Annotated in this window: 15 protein-coding genes and 1 tRNA gene; 3 read left to right on the top strand and 13 right to left on the bottom strand. The window is 55.7% G+C overall.

Going from position 1 to position 15,459, the window contains the following annotated elements; genetic code table 11:
- Positions 1 to 44 precede the first annotated feature (44 nt).
- The 3 genes from H7A51_09915 to H7A51_09905 form a co-directional block, all read right to left on the bottom strand.
- Positions 45 to 305, bottom strand: coding sequence for a hypothetical protein (locus H7A51_09915; GenBank protein MCP5536532.1), 261 nt, complete (start codon positions 303 to 305; stop codon positions 45 to 47).
- Positions 306 to 513: 208 nt separating this feature from the next.
- The gene (gene rplQ, locus H7A51_09910; protein MCP5536531.1) at positions 514 to 903 is read right to left on the bottom strand and encodes a 50S ribosomal protein L17; all 390 of its coding nucleotides are present in this window, start codon (positions 901 to 903) and stop codon (positions 514 to 516) included.
- A gap of 35 nt (positions 904 to 938) precedes the next feature.
- Entirely contained in the window at positions 939 to 2,078 is a 1,140-nt protein-coding gene (locus H7A51_09905; GenBank protein ID MCP5536530.1) for a DNA-directed RNA polymerase subunit alpha, read from the bottom strand.
- A 243-nt stretch (positions 2,079 to 2,321) separates the two neighbouring features.
- Here H7A51_09905 and H7A51_09900 point away from each other — a divergent pair, with 243 nt between their 5' ends.
- On the top strand, positions 2,322 to 3,896 hold the full coding sequence (locus H7A51_09900) for a hypothetical protein (protein ID MCP5536529.1): 1,575 nt from the start codon (positions 2,322 to 2,324) through the stop codon (positions 3,894 to 3,896).
- A 75-nt stretch (positions 3,897 to 3,971) separates the two neighbouring features.
- Here H7A51_09900 and H7A51_09895 read toward each other — a convergent pair whose 3' ends face one another.
- Both H7A51_09895 and H7A51_09890 read right to left on the bottom strand, forming a co-directional pair.
- Positions 3,972 to 5,741 carry a Na/Pi cotransporter family protein gene (locus H7A51_09895; GenBank protein MCP5536528.1) on the bottom strand — a complete coding sequence of 590 codons (1,770 nt, stop codon included), beginning with the start codon at positions 5,739 to 5,741 and terminating at the stop codon, positions 3,972 to 3,974.
- A 407-nt stretch (positions 5,742 to 6,148) separates the two neighbouring features.
- Positions 6,149 to 7,012: a hypothetical protein gene (locus tag H7A51_09890; GenBank protein ID MCP5536527.1), complete on the bottom strand. Its 864-nt coding sequence runs from the start codon at positions 7,010 to 7,012 to the stop codon at positions 6,149 to 6,151.
- 113 nt (positions 7,013 to 7,125) lie between these two features.
- Between H7A51_09890 and H7A51_09885 the strand changes: the two genes are divergently transcribed.
- Both H7A51_09885 and acpS read left to right on the top strand, forming a co-directional pair.
- Positions 7,126 to 7,872 carry a pyridoxine 5'-phosphate synthase gene (locus H7A51_09885; GenBank protein ID MCP5536526.1) on the top strand — a complete coding sequence of 249 codons (747 nt, stop codon included), beginning with the start codon at positions 7,126 to 7,128 and terminating at the stop codon, positions 7,870 to 7,872.
- Positions 7,869 to 8,255, top strand: coding sequence for a holo-ACP synthase (gene acpS / locus H7A51_09880; protein MCP5536525.1), 387 nt, complete (start codon positions 7,869 to 7,871; stop codon positions 8,253 to 8,255). Before H7A51_09885 ends, acpS begins: the two co-directional genes overlap by 4 nt.
- Before the next feature lie 30 nt (positions 8,256 to 8,285).
- Here the strand turns inward: acpS and H7A51_09875 are convergent, their stop codons facing one another.
- From H7A51_09875 to H7A51_09840, 8 genes are all read right to left on the bottom strand, one after another.
- On the bottom strand, positions 8,286 to 8,624 hold the full coding sequence (locus H7A51_09875) for a protein tyrosine phosphatase (GenBank protein MCP5536524.1): 339 nt from the start codon (positions 8,622 to 8,624) through the stop codon (positions 8,286 to 8,288).
- Between the two features lie 83 nt (positions 8,625 to 8,707).
- Positions 8,708 to 8,782: transfer RNA gene (locus H7A51_09870), tRNA-Asn, on the bottom strand.
- A 201-nt stretch (positions 8,783 to 8,983) separates the two neighbouring features.
- Positions 8,984 to 11,533 carry a protein translocase subunit SecD gene (gene secD / locus H7A51_09865; GenBank protein MCP5536523.1) on the bottom strand — a complete coding sequence of 850 codons (2,550 nt, stop codon included), beginning with the start codon at positions 11,531 to 11,533 and terminating at the stop codon, positions 8,984 to 8,986.
- Between the two features lie 79 nt (positions 11,534 to 11,612).
- Positions 11,613 to 12,422: a hypothetical protein gene (locus tag H7A51_09860; GenBank protein ID MCP5536522.1), complete on the bottom strand. Its 810-nt coding sequence runs from the start codon at positions 12,420 to 12,422 to the stop codon at positions 11,613 to 11,615.
- Between the two features lie 71 nt (positions 12,423 to 12,493).
- Positions 12,494 to 12,847, bottom strand: coding sequence for a preprotein translocase subunit YajC (gene yajC / locus H7A51_09855; GenBank protein MCP5536521.1), 354 nt, complete (start codon positions 12,845 to 12,847; stop codon positions 12,494 to 12,496).
- Positions 12,840 to 14,012 (bottom strand): tRNA guanosine(34) transglycosylase Tgt, encoded by a 1,173-nt coding sequence (gene tgt, locus H7A51_09850; GenBank protein ID MCP5536520.1) that lies wholly within the window; start codon positions 14,010 to 14,012, stop codon positions 12,840 to 12,842. The genes yajC and tgt overlap by 8 nt, the downstream gene beginning before the upstream one ends.
- 41 nt (positions 14,013 to 14,053) lie before the next feature.
- On the bottom strand, positions 14,054 to 15,076 hold the full coding sequence (locus H7A51_09845) for an endonuclease/exonuclease/phosphatase family protein (GenBank protein MCP5536519.1): 1,023 nt from the start codon (positions 15,074 to 15,076) through the stop codon (positions 14,054 to 14,056).
- Positions 15,077 to 15,111: 35 nt separating this feature from the next.
- Entirely contained in the window at positions 15,112 to 15,417 is a 306-nt protein-coding gene (locus tag H7A51_09840) for a YbaB/EbfC family nucleoid-associated protein (protein MCP5536518.1), read from the bottom strand.
- Positions 15,418 to 15,459 lie beyond the last annotated feature (42 nt).

Genomic DNA, 15,459 nt, shown 5'->3' with positions numbered 1-15,459 from the left:
CCGTCTGCTGAATGATATGTTTTTGCGTGTTCCAAGCGATAGGCCTAGGCTGCTTTGAGCAGCTTCTGAGCCTTGGCGATCGTGGTCTTAGTGTGCTTGCCGTTCACTTTACGTGCCTTATCAAGCATCTCTTTGAGATCATTGAGTGCACCTTCAGCGGCTTTGAGCGCTTTACGCTCGCCACCGTATTTCTTGTCGGAGAAATACTTGGTGAAGGTGGTACCGGCACGGCTGAGGCAAAGACGCCAGCCCTGGAATGCTGTGGTTTCGTATGTGAAACGCGTTAGGTTCTTTCTGGATTTCATAATTGTGTGTGTTGAGTCCTGCTGACTAATAGATGATAGATGGCGATATGTCCAACAACTCTTAAAAAAAAATCAATTTTTTTTCAAACAGTAGTACAAAAAAACACGCATTTACTTGCGCAAATACGTGTTTTGTAAAGATGTTAGTATAAGTTAGGAAATATAACTAAGTTGTCATTCTGGGCACTAACGAACTTTTTGGGGTGTGTTATTCGTCGTCGGCGAGCGAAACAGCCATGTCCTCGACGTCAGTCCACTCGATGTAAGCCATCGGGGCGGAGTCACTGATGCGCGCACCTAACTTGGTGATGCGGCAGTAACCGCCTTGACGGTCTTCACAGGCCGGGCCGACCTCTTCGAAGAGCTTTTTCACGTTGTCCTTCTGGCGGAGGAATGCGAGTGCCTGACGGCGTGCGTGCAGGTCACCCCGCTTGGCGAGGGTAACCATTTTCTCTGCCACAGGGCGCAGGGCCTTGGCCTTGGCGAGTGTGGTGCGGATGCGGCCGTGTTCGATCAGGCTGCAGGCGAGGTTAGCGAGAAGCGCACGGCGGTGTGCGGCGTCGCGTTGAAGTTTGACAGTCTTTTTTCTGTGTCTCATGGGATAATGTCCTTGCGGACGGTTTGTATTTTAAATTAGTCGTTCAGGTTTTGTGCGATGAGGTCGGCAAGGCCAACAGGAGCTTCCTCTTCCGCTCCGAGGCGTGGTGCATTCACGGTTGGAAGTGCGCCTGTGAGCAGGGATGGATCGATGTTCATGCCGAGACCAAGACCAAGCTCGACGAGCTTCTCCTTGATTTCGTTCAGTGACTTCTTACCGAAGTTACGGTACTTGAGCATTTCCGCTTCAGTCTTCGTGGCGAGCTGGCCAACGGTAGTGATGTTGGCGTTGTTGAGGCAGTTGGCAGCACGAACGGAAAGTTCGATCTCGTTGACGCTCATGTTGAGGAGCTTCTTGAGTGCGGCGTTTTCCTCGCTTTGCTCAGCAGGAGCCTCTTCAAAGTCGACCGCGTTCTCGTCGTAGTTGACAAACACGTCGAGGTGGTGGCGGAGAATGGCGGAGGCCTGGAGAAGGGCGTCGGATGGCTCGACGCGACCATCGGTCCAGACATCGAGCACAAGTTTGTCGTAGTCGGTCATCTGGCCGACACGGGTAGCGGCAACGGAGTATTTCACGCGCACGACTGGTGAGAAGATTGAGTCAATAGCGATGACACCGATGGGCATGTCAGGGCGTTTGTTCTCGTCGCCGGTATTAAAACCGCGGCCGACCTTGACTTCAAATTCGCAGTCGAACTTCACCTTGCGGTCGAGTGTGCAGATGATTTGGTCTTTGTTGACGACTTCGTAGATGTTGTCGTCCTGGATGTCAGCGGCAGTAATGACGCCTTCTTTCTCACACTTGATGGTCAGAACGCGTGGTTCTTTGCCGTGGTGCTTGAATTTCACCTTTTTGAGATTGAGGATGATATCGGTGACGTCCTCGACACAGCCGGGGAGGCTGGAGAATTCGTGTTGGACGCCTGCGATGCGGACGGATGTGATGGCGGCACCCTCCAGCGAGGAGAGCAGCACGCGGCGCAGGGAGTTTCCGATGGTGTGACCGTATCCGCTCTCGAACGGCTCAGCGGTGAACTGGGCATAGGTTTCGGACTCGGTGTCCTCGTTCTTGGTGAGGCGGTTAGGAAGTTCAAAACGGTCCAGCTTGAATGCGGTGTCTGTATCTTCCTCGGTGGCTTCTGTGGTTGCGGTTTTTTTTGATGTGTCTTCTGACATGTTTTTATTGGGTTTACCGGGTTGCCCTCCGGCGAGCGGGGTCAGCGGGTCGTCAAGGATTGACAGTTGGCAGATTTGCGGAGGACCTACGGCAGTTTCTAGCTCGCGGGGCGGGGAATAAAGGGGATGTGAGGGCATAATGCAATCGTTTTTTCCAGAATTTGGAGGGATTCGGAGAATTGTTGTGCCAATTGCATCCCGGTGGAATTTGCGGTATCCCTTTTTTCGCTTTATGCTACAGATATGGACATGAAGCCGATGTTTACCCTGACTCTGAATGTAGTGACGTTGTTGAGCCTGATTTTACCACTGCAGGCACAGGAAAAGCCGGATGCCCCCGGAGTGGCGCCAGCGAAACCTGTCCCGGTGGAATCCGGCAAGCAGGGCAATCCGGCGAGCCCGTCTGGAGACAAGGTGGAAAAGCCGCTGCAAAAGCGGGTTTTCGGGAAATCCGATGAGGAGAGCTTCAAGGGCAAGGTGGTGATTATCAAGGTGGGTGAGGATGATCTGGTCAATAAACATGCCTTCAAGTTCTGGCGGCGTGTGATCAAGCGGGTGAATGAGGAACATGCTCGTGCGGTGGTGTTCGACCTCGATACCCCGGGGGGGCTGGCATTTGACACCGCGGAGCTGATCATGGTGGATATGCAGAAGCTCAAGGTGCCATCATATGCCTTTGTGAACCAGAAAGCACTGAGTGCGGGTGCCCTGGTGGCCTCCGGGACCGATGGGATTTATATGCACCCGGTATCCGCCATTGGTGCCGCGGCCATTGTCAGCGGCAGTGGGGCGGAAATTCCCGATACCATGCGGGCGAAGATCGAGTCGGCGTTCAACGCCTTTGTCCGGGCCGTGGCGAAGAGCAAGGGGCGCAATCCCGATGTCATCCGGGCGATGATGATCACCAAGGAGTATTATGATTTTGGCGAGATCCAGGTCGAGGAGGGAGAGTTGCTTACCCTGACGGCGGACGAGGCGATGATGGAATTCGAGGGCAAGCCGCTGCTTGCCAAGGGGATAGTGAGTAGTATTGAGGAATTGCTCCAAAAGGAAGGCCTCGCTGATGCCGAGGTGATCCTGGCCGAGCCAACGGGTATGGAGAAATTCGCCTACTGGGTGGCAGCCTTTTCAGGTGTGTTGATTCTCATTGGTATGGGGGGTGCCTATTTGGAGATGAAAACACCGGGTTTTGGTATTGGCGGAGGTATTTCGCTGCTCGCGTTCGGGATGTTTTTCTTTGGCAATTATGCGGCGGGAAACATGGCTGGCTACGGTTTGATGCTGCTGTTTGTGCTCGGGGTGATTCTAGTGATTGTCGAATTTGTCATTCTTCCGGGTATGATTGTCCCCGGTCTGGTGGGGGGGCTCCTGATCATGGGTTCTCTCTTTATGGCGATGGTCGATGAGTTTGCCTTCGAGGACAACGATGTGCGGGGGTGGGATGCCGAGGGCGCACTTGACTTCATCAACGGTCCCTCGCTGAACCTCGCGATCGGACTGCTGGGGTCAGCGATTCTGATGATGGTGATGATGCGGTATCTGCCGAGCATTCCACTCTTCAACCGGCTCGTCATGTCCAGGGAACTCGCACAGGGGGATGCTGCGAGTGAGGACTCTGTCTCGGGTGGCACGGGTGCGCATGTTGGCTTGCGTGGCGTGACCACCACTGCGCTCCGTCCTGCCGGAAAAGGAAATTTCAACGGCAAGGTGCTTGATATCACCGCCTCCAGCGGCTTTATCGAATCGAAAAAACAGGTGGTGGTTGTTTCCGAGGACGGCGTGAGGATCCTTGTGGAGGAGGAGGGGGGTAGTTATTAGTTATTAGTTATGGGGGCGCAAAAAACCTGCGGGGCGTGAGCTGCCGCAGGTTTGGTTGAAGATGGTAGCGGGATTTTAATGCACCTCGTGCATGGCCTGGCTGGTTTGCACGATGTTGAGGGCGTGGTTGGCGATGGCTTCGAAGTGGTTGTTGATGTCGATATTGATCATCTCCAGCTTGACGTTACTTTTGACATTGCCCTGTGCCATCCGTTTCATGGCGCTCTTGTTGAACTTCTTGCGCATGGTGTCAGCGGTGTTTTCCATGGCCTTGGCCTTGCTGATGTCCGCAGGTGAGATCTTGGCCAGCAGGTGGGCATCGGTAAAGATGATGAACTGGGCCACGCTGCCGGCAAACTCGCGCAGGGTGTCTTTCTGCTCCTGGGAGAACTGGCGCCCTTTCTTGTAGCGGCGCTCGTTGAGTTTCACCAGACGGTAGATACAGTCGATACACTCCTCGATTTCCTGGGTGATACGGAGCATGTTGGCAATCTTCATGGCATTGGTCGGTCCAATATCCTTGGAGGAACAACGCACGAGGTACTCGGTGATTTCCTGCATCATGATGTCGGACTCGTCCTCGATATGCTTGAGGGCGCTCACCTGGGCCGACATGTCATCCTTGGGGTGTTCGAAGACATCGATAAAGCCGTTGAACATTTTCACAGACAGGGCGGACATTTTGCGGATGGCATTTTCTGCCTCGGCGATGTTGAGTTCGCCGAGGTCGACGAGATTCTGGGAAATATAGCGGAGATGGGTTTCCTCTTCTGATACCGGGTCTTTGACCCACTTCTGGACGAAGTTGGCGATCTGGGGAACAAACCAGACGAGTAGGAAAATGTTGAGCAGATTGAAGGTGGTGTGAAAGACGGCCACGGCGAAGGCGACAATCGTGAGGGGGTTGCTGATGTCGCCTTTGGCTGTTTTGATTTCCACCAGGCTGTCAGGGAAGAACCCGGTCATATTCCATACCAATTTCGAGAGCGGAATGAAGAGCGCCATGGCCCATATCGTGCCGATCACGTTAAAGAGGAAGTGGGCGCGGGCGGCACGCTTGGCACTCACATTGGTGCCGATGGAGGCAAGCCATGCGGTCACCGTGGTTCCGATATTTTCACCAAGGACGATGGCGGCGGAGATTTTGAACGCCTCGTAAGGATCGGGGCCTAACCAGCCATTCCACGCGCAGGTGATGGTAATGGCCATGGCCGCGGAGGAGGATTGCACGATCAGGGTCAGCAGGATACCCGCAATGAGGAAGAGGACGATGGAGCCGGGGCCAAAGCTATTGAGGGACTCGATGATACCTTGGACGGTTTGTTGGAGTTCTGCGTTTTTTTCTACTCCGGCTTTGAGGTCAGGAACAGATTCCTTCAGGTAGGAAAGACCGGTAAAGAGGAGGCCAAATCCGATCAGGCTTTCACCCGTTGCCTTGGCTTTGGCCTTGCCGATGAAAAAGAGAGGGAGGCCGATACCGATGATTGGCAGGGTGATGGCCGAGATGCTGAATTTTCCAATCCACGCGACGAGCCAGGCGGTGATGGTGGTGCCGAGGTTGGCACCCATGATCACACCAATGGATTCAGTGAGCGTTAGGAGCCCCGCATTGACGAAACTGACGACAAGTACGGTGGTCGCGGACGACGATTGCACGAGCGAGGTGGTAAAGAATCCTGTGAACACCGAGCTGGCCCGGTTATGTGTCATGGTGGCAAGCGCGTGACGCATACCGCTGCCGGCGGCTTTTTGAATGCCCTCCGACATCACCTTCATTCCGTAAAGGAAGATTCCGAGTGAGCCGAGGATTTTGAGAATGGCAATGAGTGTGGTCCAGACGATCATGATACGCGTGTGTATGGGTGCGGTGTGACAATATTGTAATGTGGGTAGCGAGATGGCTCGGTCACATTCATTTTACGGTCTCCCGTATGCCTTAGAGAGAGCTGAGTAGTCAAGGGAAGCATCACCTTTTTTATATCGCGATGTCTTGGCTCCAGTGGTAGTTTCCGCGAATGGCTGTATAAGTTGCACTCGATGAGTGAGTTGGAACAAAACCAGACCGGCTCACGGGGGCTTTTGGAGTGTGGAACGCGAACCAGGGTCGCTGACTGTCATGCCGGGTCATTTCACGGATGCTAATAAAGATCCGCAGATGCTGGCGACAACGGGTTATTGAAGTGGGGTAGGAAAAAGCCGTGGGGGAAGGCGGTGGTAAAAGCCCCGGAGGTCGTCGGCGGTCTGAAGCAGGGTTATTTCTTCCGGTTGAGCGCGAGGACAGCGAGTCGCTTGGCAGCAGCAGCAATTTCCTCCACCCCCTTTTCTGTGGGTTCCCCGTCCTCGCCCAGAGTCATGATGTTGCGGAGGCCGGCGATGATGGTCCTCATGGCTTTGAGGTCGGGCCGTCCTGATATCCTGGGATCAAGCGCTCCAATCGAGCCTTCGTAGTAGTCGGCTATGTCCTCACGGTAGAGATGTCTGGCCCGTTCGGGGGTGTATTTCATTTTCACGGCATGTGAGCCGACTTCCAGTGCCCTGATCCACCCGCCGAGCGAGATCAGGTGGGCGAGGTCGACGTCCCGCAGGTGAATGAGATCGGTTTCCACGTCCCTCTGCGTGGCCGTCAGTTCTTTTTTCAATGCCTCGACATTGTTTTTACGGGCATTTTCCAACAGGCTGGCCGCGTGTCGGTTGACCCGTTCGCCGGCACCAAGGGCACGGCCGTATCGTGAGAGCTCCTTCGCCAGGGGTTCGATTTTTTGCATTTGGCCAGCCTGGACCGCCATAAATCCATCGGCAATGAGGAATCCTATCTCCAGGGCGAGATCAGTACGATTCAGAGGCATGCGCTCGGGGATTTCATGCACCAATTCATCGGCCGGCAGAGGGGCCAGTTTGTCGAGGTCATCCAAAATACGTTTGATCGACGGCGCTGTAAACTCATTGACCCCAAGCTCTTCCCTCACGTGGGGATCGTCGATGAGATCATCCGGTACGGCAGGGCGGCCGACGGGTTCCTTTTCCTCATCTTCCTGCGCCTGGACATTGATAATGCCTAGCAGCGAAAACGAGATCAGGCATGCGGCGACCCGGGGGAACTTCAAAAGCATCTTCATGCCTCTAGATAACTCCCTGGCGAGGGAAATTGCAATGGAGGAATGATAAAACCGGAACAAAAAGACGGAGAAAAGATGTTGGCACATATTCAGTTGTCGCTTATCTCACTGCCATGCGTTTACTCTTGGGAGTCAATATTGATCACGTGGCCACGCTGCGTCAGGCCCGCTATGCAGATATGCCGGATTCGCCGAATGCCGAACCCAGCCCGCTAACAGCGGCGCAAGACGCCATGGCTGGAGGAGCGGATTCCATCACCATCCATGTGCGTGGCGACCGCCGACACATGCAGGAGCGGGACGCCTTTGAGATCCGTGGGAAAATCGACCTGCCCTTGAACTTCGAAATGGGAAACACCCCGGAGATGGTGGAGATGGCACTACGACTGAAACCCGACTTCGTCTGTCTGGTTCCCGAAACACGGGAAGAAGTCACCACCGAGGGAGGCCTGGATGTCGAGGGGCTTTTTGGATCGCTGCAAGGCACTGTTTCCAGGCTTCAACAGGCAGGTATCAAGGTGAGTATGTTTATCGACCCCGATGCCCACCAGGTGGAGGCTTCTGCTAGAATAGGCGCGGAAATGATCGAGCTGCACACCGGGTGTTTTGCCAATGCCTTTAACGAGGACCGGAACCAGGAAACCCGTCGCCTCATCGCGGCGGCCATACTGGGGAACAGCCTGGGGCTGCAAGTGAATGCGGGTCATGGGATTAATTTACAGAACCTTCCGGAACTACTCACCGTGCCGCATCTAACGGAGCTTAATATCGGGCACACCCTGATTGCGAGATCGGTCCGCGTGGGACTAACCGAGGCGGTCAAGGAAATGCGTGTTGCGATGGAAGGGGGGCAAGGATAATGATCTTTGGTATTGGCATTGATGTTGTGGAAGTGGAGCGACTGGAGTCATCCATGGCCGAGTTCGGCGAGCGATTTGCAAGCCGTGTTTTCACCGAGGCCGAGCGGGCCTACTGTGAAAGCCAGAAACGTCCAGCCATCCACTACGCGGCGCGCTTTGCGGCCAAGGAAGCGGTAGCCAAGGCACTCGGCACAGGTATTGGCAAAGACTTGTCCTGGCTCGATATGGAAATTCGCCGGCGTGACAGCGGCGAGCCTGAAGTGTTTCTATCAGGTAACGGCGCCAAGTTCGCCAAGGACAAGCATCTCGGGCAAATCAAGATCAGCCTGACCCATGCCCAGCATTACGCCGCGGCCAATGCCGTGGTTCTTTCCGGTGAGTAGCGAGGGGGCCACATCCTTCGTCAGCATTCGCTACAGATAACCGGGCAGCAGCTCCTCGACCGACTCCTTGAGTAGTTCGACGAGTGTTTTGTCCATAAATAGGTAGTCGTCCGGGATGTCTAACGAAATAATTTCCGGTAGCTCACAGTTGTCGCGATACAAATCCCTGATTCTTGTGGCGTGGGTCTTTTCCATCACCATGACCACATCCGCCCATGCCAGATGCTTGACCGAGAGGGGGCAGGGGCTCTGCCGGCTTAGCCCGGCCGACAGCACCGACATTCTAGGATCATTTCGGTACACAGCCGCCGCAGTAGGACTGCGCCATTGATTCCTGGCGCATACAAAGAGAACCCTGAGGTGAGTCATAGAAATGAGGGGGGATCGGTACGCAAAAAAACGCACTAGCCAAGGCCTTGTGCGTTTATGTGAATGAATGCTGAAGAAGGAAATGGCTCCTGCGCTTGGGATCGAACCAAGGACCTAGTGATTAACAGTCACCCGCTCTACCGCTGAGCTACGCAGGAATTTCCAATTTCGTGTCGACCGCCCTTGTGGGGCTTGGACGGGCGGGAAAATGCCAGATAAACATAGTATTGCAAGATTTTTTAGGGGAAAAATTGCGTTTTTGTGAATGATGTATCGTAGAGTCTTCCCTAGACAAAAAAACGGCAGTACCGAAGTACCGCCGTTTGAGAATTGCGCTTTTGGTTTTTGGAATTTGAAACTTACGACTTAGCCGGATTGACCTCGGCCTCCAGGTTGGCATCGAGGAGTTCGCGGCGGAGGTTGGCGCCACGTAGTTTGCTCCAGATGTAGACGACCGGGGAGGCGATGAATATCGAGGAATAGGTACCGACGATGATCCCGACCATGATGGTGAAGGAGAAGTCCTGCAGGGCGGTACCGCCGAAGATGTAGAGGACCAGCACGGAGACAAAGGTCGTCAACGAGGTAAGCACCGTCCGTGAAAGGGTGGCGCTGATGGCCTGGTTCATGACGTCCTTGACCTCGCCACGGCGCGAGCGGAGGTCTTCGCGGAGGCGGTCGAAAATGACGATGGTGTCGTTGATCGAATAACCGGCAATGGTGAGGAAGGCGCCGACGTGGATCAGCGACAGCTCCTGGCCGGAGAAGACGACGATACCGAGGCAGATCAGGATGTCGTGGAACAAGGCGATGAAGGCACCCAGTGCAAACGAGAACTCGAAGCGGATGGTGATGTAGATGAGGATGGCTACCAGGCCGATGATCAAGGCCCATACCGCCGTGGAGAGGAATTCGCTTCCGAGGCTGGCACTGATGGTTTCCTTGGCCATCTGCCATTTGTACTGGGTTGCGGCCACTCCGTCGTTCATCTTGGGTTGGCCGTTGGCATCAAGCACTGGCTCTTGCTCCTGGAGGACGGGGAAGGCGGCCCGGAGAGCTTCTTCGATGACCTCCGAGTCGGGGCGTTGGCCGTCTTGCAAGCTATCGGGGTCAGGGTTACCACAGCGGACCGTGAGGAGCTCGCCGGAGGTGTTGGTTTCCTCCTGGGAGGAGGCGCTTTTTGACAGCAGCTTTTTCGCGTTCAGGTCATCGAGGATTTTTTGCACAGCGGGCTGCTCGATTTTTGTATTTTGATCAAACTGGAAGGAAAGCTGGGCACCGCCGACAAAGTCGATGCCGAGTGCGGAGTTGCCTTTGATCCCTACGGCCCCGACGCCTGCCAGGATGAGGACCGCGGAGACGCCGAAAGCGAGCTTGCGTTTGCTGAGGAAATCGAAGGCTCTATCAGGAATCAGGTTCATGAAGTTAAGCTTCTTGAGGACTCCGGTATCGGAGCACCACCAGAACAGCACACGGGTGCAGAGCAGGGCGGTGAGGAGAGTCGCCAGGATACCGATGGTCAGGGTCACGGCAAAACCCTTGACCGTGCCGCTTGCCCTCCAGAAGAGGATCAGGGCGGTGAGCAGGGTGGTGATGTTGGCATCAAAAATTGCCGAGAACGCTTTATCGTAGGCCGCGCTGATGGCGGCTTTGACGGATTTGCCTCCGGCGAGCTCCTCGCGGAGTCGCTCGTAGATCAGCACGTTGGCATCCACCCCCACACCGATGGTGAGGATGATACCGGCGATGCCGGGAAGGGTGAAGGTGAAGCCGAACATGGCCATGGTGCCGAAGAGGACCAGAATGTTCAGCATCAGGCCGATCAGTGCGATCAGACCGGCGAAGCGGTAGTAAAGCAGGACAAAAACCAGTGTCAGTCCAAGGCCTGCGATACCCGCAGTGATACCTTGGTAGACGGTTTCCTTACCGAGGGTCGCGGAAACGGTGCGTTCCTCGTCGACGACGAGAGGGTTTTTCAAGGGGTTCAGCAGGGCGGCGGCGATGCCGCGGGCTTCTGTGGCATCTTTCATGCCTGAGATTTCAAACTGGGCACCGAGGCTGTCTTGCACCACCGGGGCACTGAGCACTTTACCATCGAGCACGATGGCCAGGCGGTCGACGCCGTGGCGCATTCTCTTGGTGAGATCGAACATTTTGTTGGCACCTTCGCCATTGAGTTTGACGGTCAGTTTTCCTTCGTAGGGGCCGAAAAGTTCCTGGGCGTGCACGATGTAGGAGCCGTCGAGGGCGGAGCGGCGTTTGAGCAGGATGTTTTCCGTGGTTTTCTGGCCGTCTTCATCCTCGTCCTCATAGACGTAGAGCTTGTAACCCGGTGGAAGGACGCGGTCCTCTTCTTTTTCTGCGGCGAGTGTATCGCCGAGAACCCTGCTTTCAGGGTGCACCATCTTGAGTTCGAGTTTGGCGATTTTTTCCAGGGTCTTGCGAACGCCGGCGGCTTCTTCCGGGGTGACGCCGGGCATCTGGACGAGGATACGGTCGCTGCCCTGGGCCACGATCAGGAGGTCGGCGGTGCCGAGGTTATTGAGGCGTTTTTCAACCGTCTCGATGGCTTGTTGGACGGCATTGGAGGAAACGGGGATGTCGGTGCCGTCAGCATCCTTGCTCGGCTGCACGCGCAGGGTGAAGGATGAGCCGCCGATGAGGTCAATGCCCCCCTTGAGGTTGTGGCCTTCGCTGATCGGGGTTTTGCCGGTGATGATGTTACCCCATTGTCCCTTCGGAAAAATAGAAAGCAGGCTGAATATAGCGATCAGAACCACGATGATGGTTCCGATGTTGCGCTTCTTACGATCGAAATCGGTCGCGAAGTACCAGAAAAAGAGAGCCAGAAGGCCGAGACCCGCGAGGAAGGTCAGGAGGCGGTCGTCGCTGAAGAGAGAGGCTAGCATGGTTATCGGTTATTAGTTATCAGTTATTGGGAAAGAGCGGACGCGTGGGGCGCCGGGGACGGATGTAGTCGGGGAATCGCTATTTGGCAAGCGGGGGATTAATGGATTTCACTTTCAGCGCGTGGTTGAGAGGGGAAAGCAGTGCGGCGGCGATGGCTTTGGCTTCAGCGGCATCTTTCATGCCGGAGATTTCAAACTGTGCACCCAGGGTGTCCTGGACGACGGGGGCGCTGAGGATTTTTCCATCCAGGATGATCGCAAGGCGATCTGCGCCGTGTGCCATTTTCCGGGTAGCGGCGAACATTTTCCCGGCTCCCTCCTTGTTGAGTTTGACGGAGATTTTCCCTTCGTGGGGGCCGTAGAGCTCCTGGGCGTGCTCAATGAACGAGCTGTCGAGGACCGGGGTTTTCTTGATGAGCAGGTGCTCCTCGGTGAGCTGCCCGTCCTCGTCGGTATCGGTCATGGTGGCCAGGCGGTAGCCCGGGACTTGGGTGGCGGATGGGTTGCCCACCATATTCAGAACCAGCACCCGGGACTGTGGGTGGACGATGTTCAGCGTGAGGTGCCCATAGCGGATCAGTTTGTTTTCGGTGAGTTCTTTGACTGCCTCCTGACGGACGGCCTCTCCGAGGGCGGGGAGGACGACTTTGAGCTCCCCCCCGGGTGTCCATGTGAGGGAGAGGGGCGAAAGTCCCATTTCCCGGAGGCTGGTATGGATGGAGTGCTCCGCGATGTTTTTCTCATGCTGGGTGAATCCTTTTGGCGGCTCTGTTTTTTCGCCCGAGACAATGGAAAAAATGATCTCCGTCTGCGAAGGCGCATTTTCTCCCATTGCCGTTAGGACAAGGCAGGAGAAAAACAGGAATGGGGATGACAATAGCCGCAGCATGCCGCAGAGAAATGGATCAGCAGGGAGTTTGGAAGCGAACCCGGACCGGGTCCGTGGGGCTAACCGATGCCTCAACCTTTAGGCTGGGGGGCGGCAACATCCTCCTTATTGCTGCCCTTGGGCATGACGCTGGCGATGGCGGTTTTGTCGTATTTGACAAAGGTGCCTTCGGAGACTTTGAGGGAGACGGTTTTCTCGCTGACGGCATTGACGGTGGCGTGCATACCTCCGATGGTGACCACTTCGTCGCCTTTTTTCAGGGCGGCTTGACGGGCGGCGAGTTCCTTGCGTTGTTTCTGCTGGGGTCGGATGAGGACGACCCAGAAGATGACGAACATCAGAACCATCATGATCATGGGGTTGCCGAGGATATTGAGTCCTCCTTCTGCGAGGAAGGTGGGCAGGGTGGTGATAGTGTTATTCATGGTTGTTGAGATAGCGTTGATTGAAGTTGTTTTTGAAGCTGGCAAACGTGCCGTTTTCGATGGTCTCACGCGCCTGGCGCATGAGGCGCAGGTAGAAATGCAGATTATGCAGGGAAAGCAACCTTAAAGAGAGCATTTCGCGCGACCGGAAAAGGTGTCGGATAAAGGAGCGCGAGTATTTCAGCAGGCTTGGGTGGGTGTTTTCATCCAGTGGCCGGGCATCGAACTCAAATTCCTTGTTTTTGATATGGATCGGGCCGTCTTCGGTGAAGGCGAGTCCGTGGCGGGCGACCCGTGTGGGCATGACGCAGTCGAACATATCCACCCCCCGGGCAATCATTTCCAGCATCTGCGGCGGTGTGCCGAGACCCATGGCGTAGCGGGGTTTGTCTTCCGGAAGAAAGGGTACGGCATTTTCGATGGCGCGCATCATCTCATGTTCTGGTTCGCCGACAGAGATGCCCCCCACGGCATAACCATCAAATCCGATGTCGACCAATTCCCGGGCCGATTGCTCACGGAGCTCGGCGTACACACTTCCCTGAACAATGCCGAAGGTCAGCTGGGGCTGGTCAGTTTCAAGTTTCAAGTTTTCAGTTTCAAGCACCCAAGGGATGTGTTTCGCCGCATTTTCCTGATGCCATTCCTTGCAGCGTCTGGCCCAGCGTGTTGTTAGGGACAGGGAGTCGGCGGCGTATTTTTTTTCACAGGGGTAGGGGGGGCACTCGTCGAAAAGCATGGCGATGTCGCTGCCGAGGGTCGCCTGGATTTCCATGCTGAGTTCGGGGGTGAGCATGGTTTTGGCTCCATCGAGATGGTTGGAGAACCGGACCCCTTCCTCGCTGATCTTGCGGAGCTTGGCGAGTGACCAGACTTGGAAACCTCCCGAGTCGGTCAGGATCGGTTTTTCCCAGGTGGAGAATTTGTGAAGCCCCCCCATTTTACGGATCACCTCAAGACCGGGGCGCAGGTAGAGGTGATAGGTATTGCCGAGGATGATATGGGCATCGACAATGTCCACCAGCTCATCCGGTGAAAGTGTTTTGACCATGCCCTGGGTGCCGACGGGCATGAAAATCGGCGTCGGAATATCGCCGTGGGCCGTTGTCAGGGTGCCAGTGCGCGCCGAGGTGTCAGGACAGGTATGGTGGAGTTTAAAAGACAAGAACTTGGTGTTTGGAGTTTAAAGCTTAGAGTTTATCCAAGTTACGGCATCAGGAGGAAATCGGATACCAGCATACGGTGGTCGGAGGCTGGTACGATGACGGTATGTGAGCGGACGGCCTTGAAAAGCGGGCTGGTGTATATGTAGTCGATCCGGTGTAGCGGGATACGGCGGTGCCAGGTGTTGGCCCATCCAGTGCCAGCCTCGCTGAAGGAGTCGTTGAAATGCGCCCGGAGAAGGTCGTGGAGTGGGTCGCTGGCCGGGGAGTTGAAATCGCCGGCAACCACGACGGGGCGCGTAGGGAAGGGGGTGGAGTTTTGCAGGACCGCCAGACTGTAGATGACTTCACGGCGTTGCAGTTTTCTGTTGGCGGAGTGCCCCTGCCAGCAGCTTCTCCGCCAGAGGCGCATATCGGTGTTGGCGGAACGCAGGTGGAAGTTGACACAATCGACCAGTCGTCCGTTAGGGTGCTCCAAGGACGAAGGAAGCTGGAGTGTGGCGTGTTGGCTATGCTGCATCGGGTTGTGGATGGCCACGTGGACTTTCCACCGTGTCAGGATGGCGGTATCGGCTCCTGTGCGATAATCGCCGCCGCCGCCGTAGATGGCATCGGCGATGAGTCGTGCCTGCCAGGGGTGGATCTCCTGAAGAAATAGAATATCAGGGTGGTAGGAGGCGATGAGTTCTGCCTGGTGTTTGACTTCGTCTTTGGTTTGTTTCATGCCGCCCCAGTTCAGGGTGCATATCCGCAGTGTCTCCTGGGTCTGGAATGGTTTTGAAGGTCCGGGCTGCGGAGCCTCGTGCCCGATCCGGGCCAGCGCGTGTGATTCATCGGATGCGATCAGGATGGTCAGTGACCACAGCAGCGTCAGCATCAGTGACAGGGGGGCTCGCCAGCAGACGAAGGCCAGGGCGGCAAGAAAGAGTCCCAGCATCCCCCACATCCAGATCGGGTAGACGGTGAAGGCCGCCATTTTATCCGGCTGGCGGATGTAGCAGGCGGCGGTGAACACATGCAAAGCCAGCGACGCAAGGATCAGGATTCTGGGTATCCAGCGGCGCATTTTTCAGGGGGCGGGTGTCAGGGGGCTGGGGTGCCTCACATGCCGGGTATACCGAGGCCACCGGTGAGTTTGGACATTTCCGCGGCGGCCATTTCCTTGCCTTTGGAGACAGCTTCCTGCACGCCGGAGAGAACGAGATCCTGGAGGAATTCAACGTCTTCGGGGTCGACAACCGAGGGGTCGATCGTGATCGACTGGACGTCGCCCGCGCCGTTGGCTACGACCACGACCTTGCCACCGCCTACGCTGGCTTCAACGTTTTTGGCAGCGAGTTCTTCCTGGGTTTTCTGCATGCCAGCTTGCATTTGCTGGGCTTGTTTCATCAGTTTTTGGATATCCATTTTTTATAAGTATCTAGTATTCAGTATTCAGATAGTGCGGCT

Source organism: Akkermansiaceae bacterium, from assembly GCA_024233115.1.
In the GTDB taxonomy this organism is placed as follows: Bacteria; Verrucomicrobiota; Verrucomicrobiia; order Verrucomicrobiales; family Akkermansiaceae; genus Oceaniferula.
The sequence above is the reverse complement of the archived record's forward strand: the minus strand, read 5'-3'. Positions and strand labels throughout refer to the sequence as shown.

Coding starts and splice junctions, on each gene's coding strand:
- H7A51_09890 (MCP5536527.1), bottom strand. CDS start 7,012: ATGAAGATGCTTTTGAAGTTCCCCCGGGTCGCCGCATGCCTGATCTCG.
- rplQ (MCP5536531.1), bottom strand. CDS start 903: ATGAGACACAGAAAAAAGACTGTCAAACTTCAACGCGACGCCGCACAC.
- H7A51_09905 (MCP5536530.1), bottom strand. CDS start 2,078: ATGTCAGAAGACACATCAAAAAAAACCGCAACCACAGAAGCCACCGAG.
- H7A51_09895 (MCP5536528.1), bottom strand. CDS start 5,741: ATGATCGTCTGGACCACACTCATTGCCATTCTCAAAATCCTCGGCTCA.
- secD (MCP5536523.1), bottom strand. CDS start 11,533: ATGCTAGCCTCTCTCTTCAGCGACGACCGCCTCCTGACCTTCCTCGCG.
- H7A51_09840 (MCP5536518.1), bottom strand. CDS start 15,417: ATGGATATCCAAAAACTGATGAAACAAGCCCAGCAAATGCAAGCTGGC.
- H7A51_09875 (MCP5536524.1), bottom strand. CDS start 8,624: ATGACTCACCTCAGGGTTCTCTTTGTATGCGCCAGGAATCAATGGCGC.
- yajC (MCP5536521.1), bottom strand. CDS start 12,847: ATGAATAACACTATCACCACCCTGCCCACCTTCCTCGCAGAAGGAGGA.
- H7A51_09845 (MCP5536519.1), bottom strand. CDS start 15,076: ATGCGCCGCTGGATACCCAGAATCCTGATCCTTGCGTCGCTGGCTTTG.
- H7A51_09885 (MCP5536526.1), top strand. CDS start 7,126: ATGCGTTTACTCTTGGGAGTCAATATTGATCACGTGGCCACGCTGCGT.
- H7A51_09915 (MCP5536532.1), bottom strand. CDS start 305: ATGAAATCCAGAAAGAACCTAACGCGTTTCACATACGAAACCACAGCA.
- H7A51_09900 (MCP5536529.1), top strand. CDS start 2,322: ATGGACATGAAGCCGATGTTTACCCTGACTCTGAATGTAGTGACGTTG.
- H7A51_09860 (MCP5536522.1), bottom strand. CDS start 12,422: ATGCTGCGGCTATTGTCATCCCCATTCCTGTTTTTCTCCTGCCTTGTC.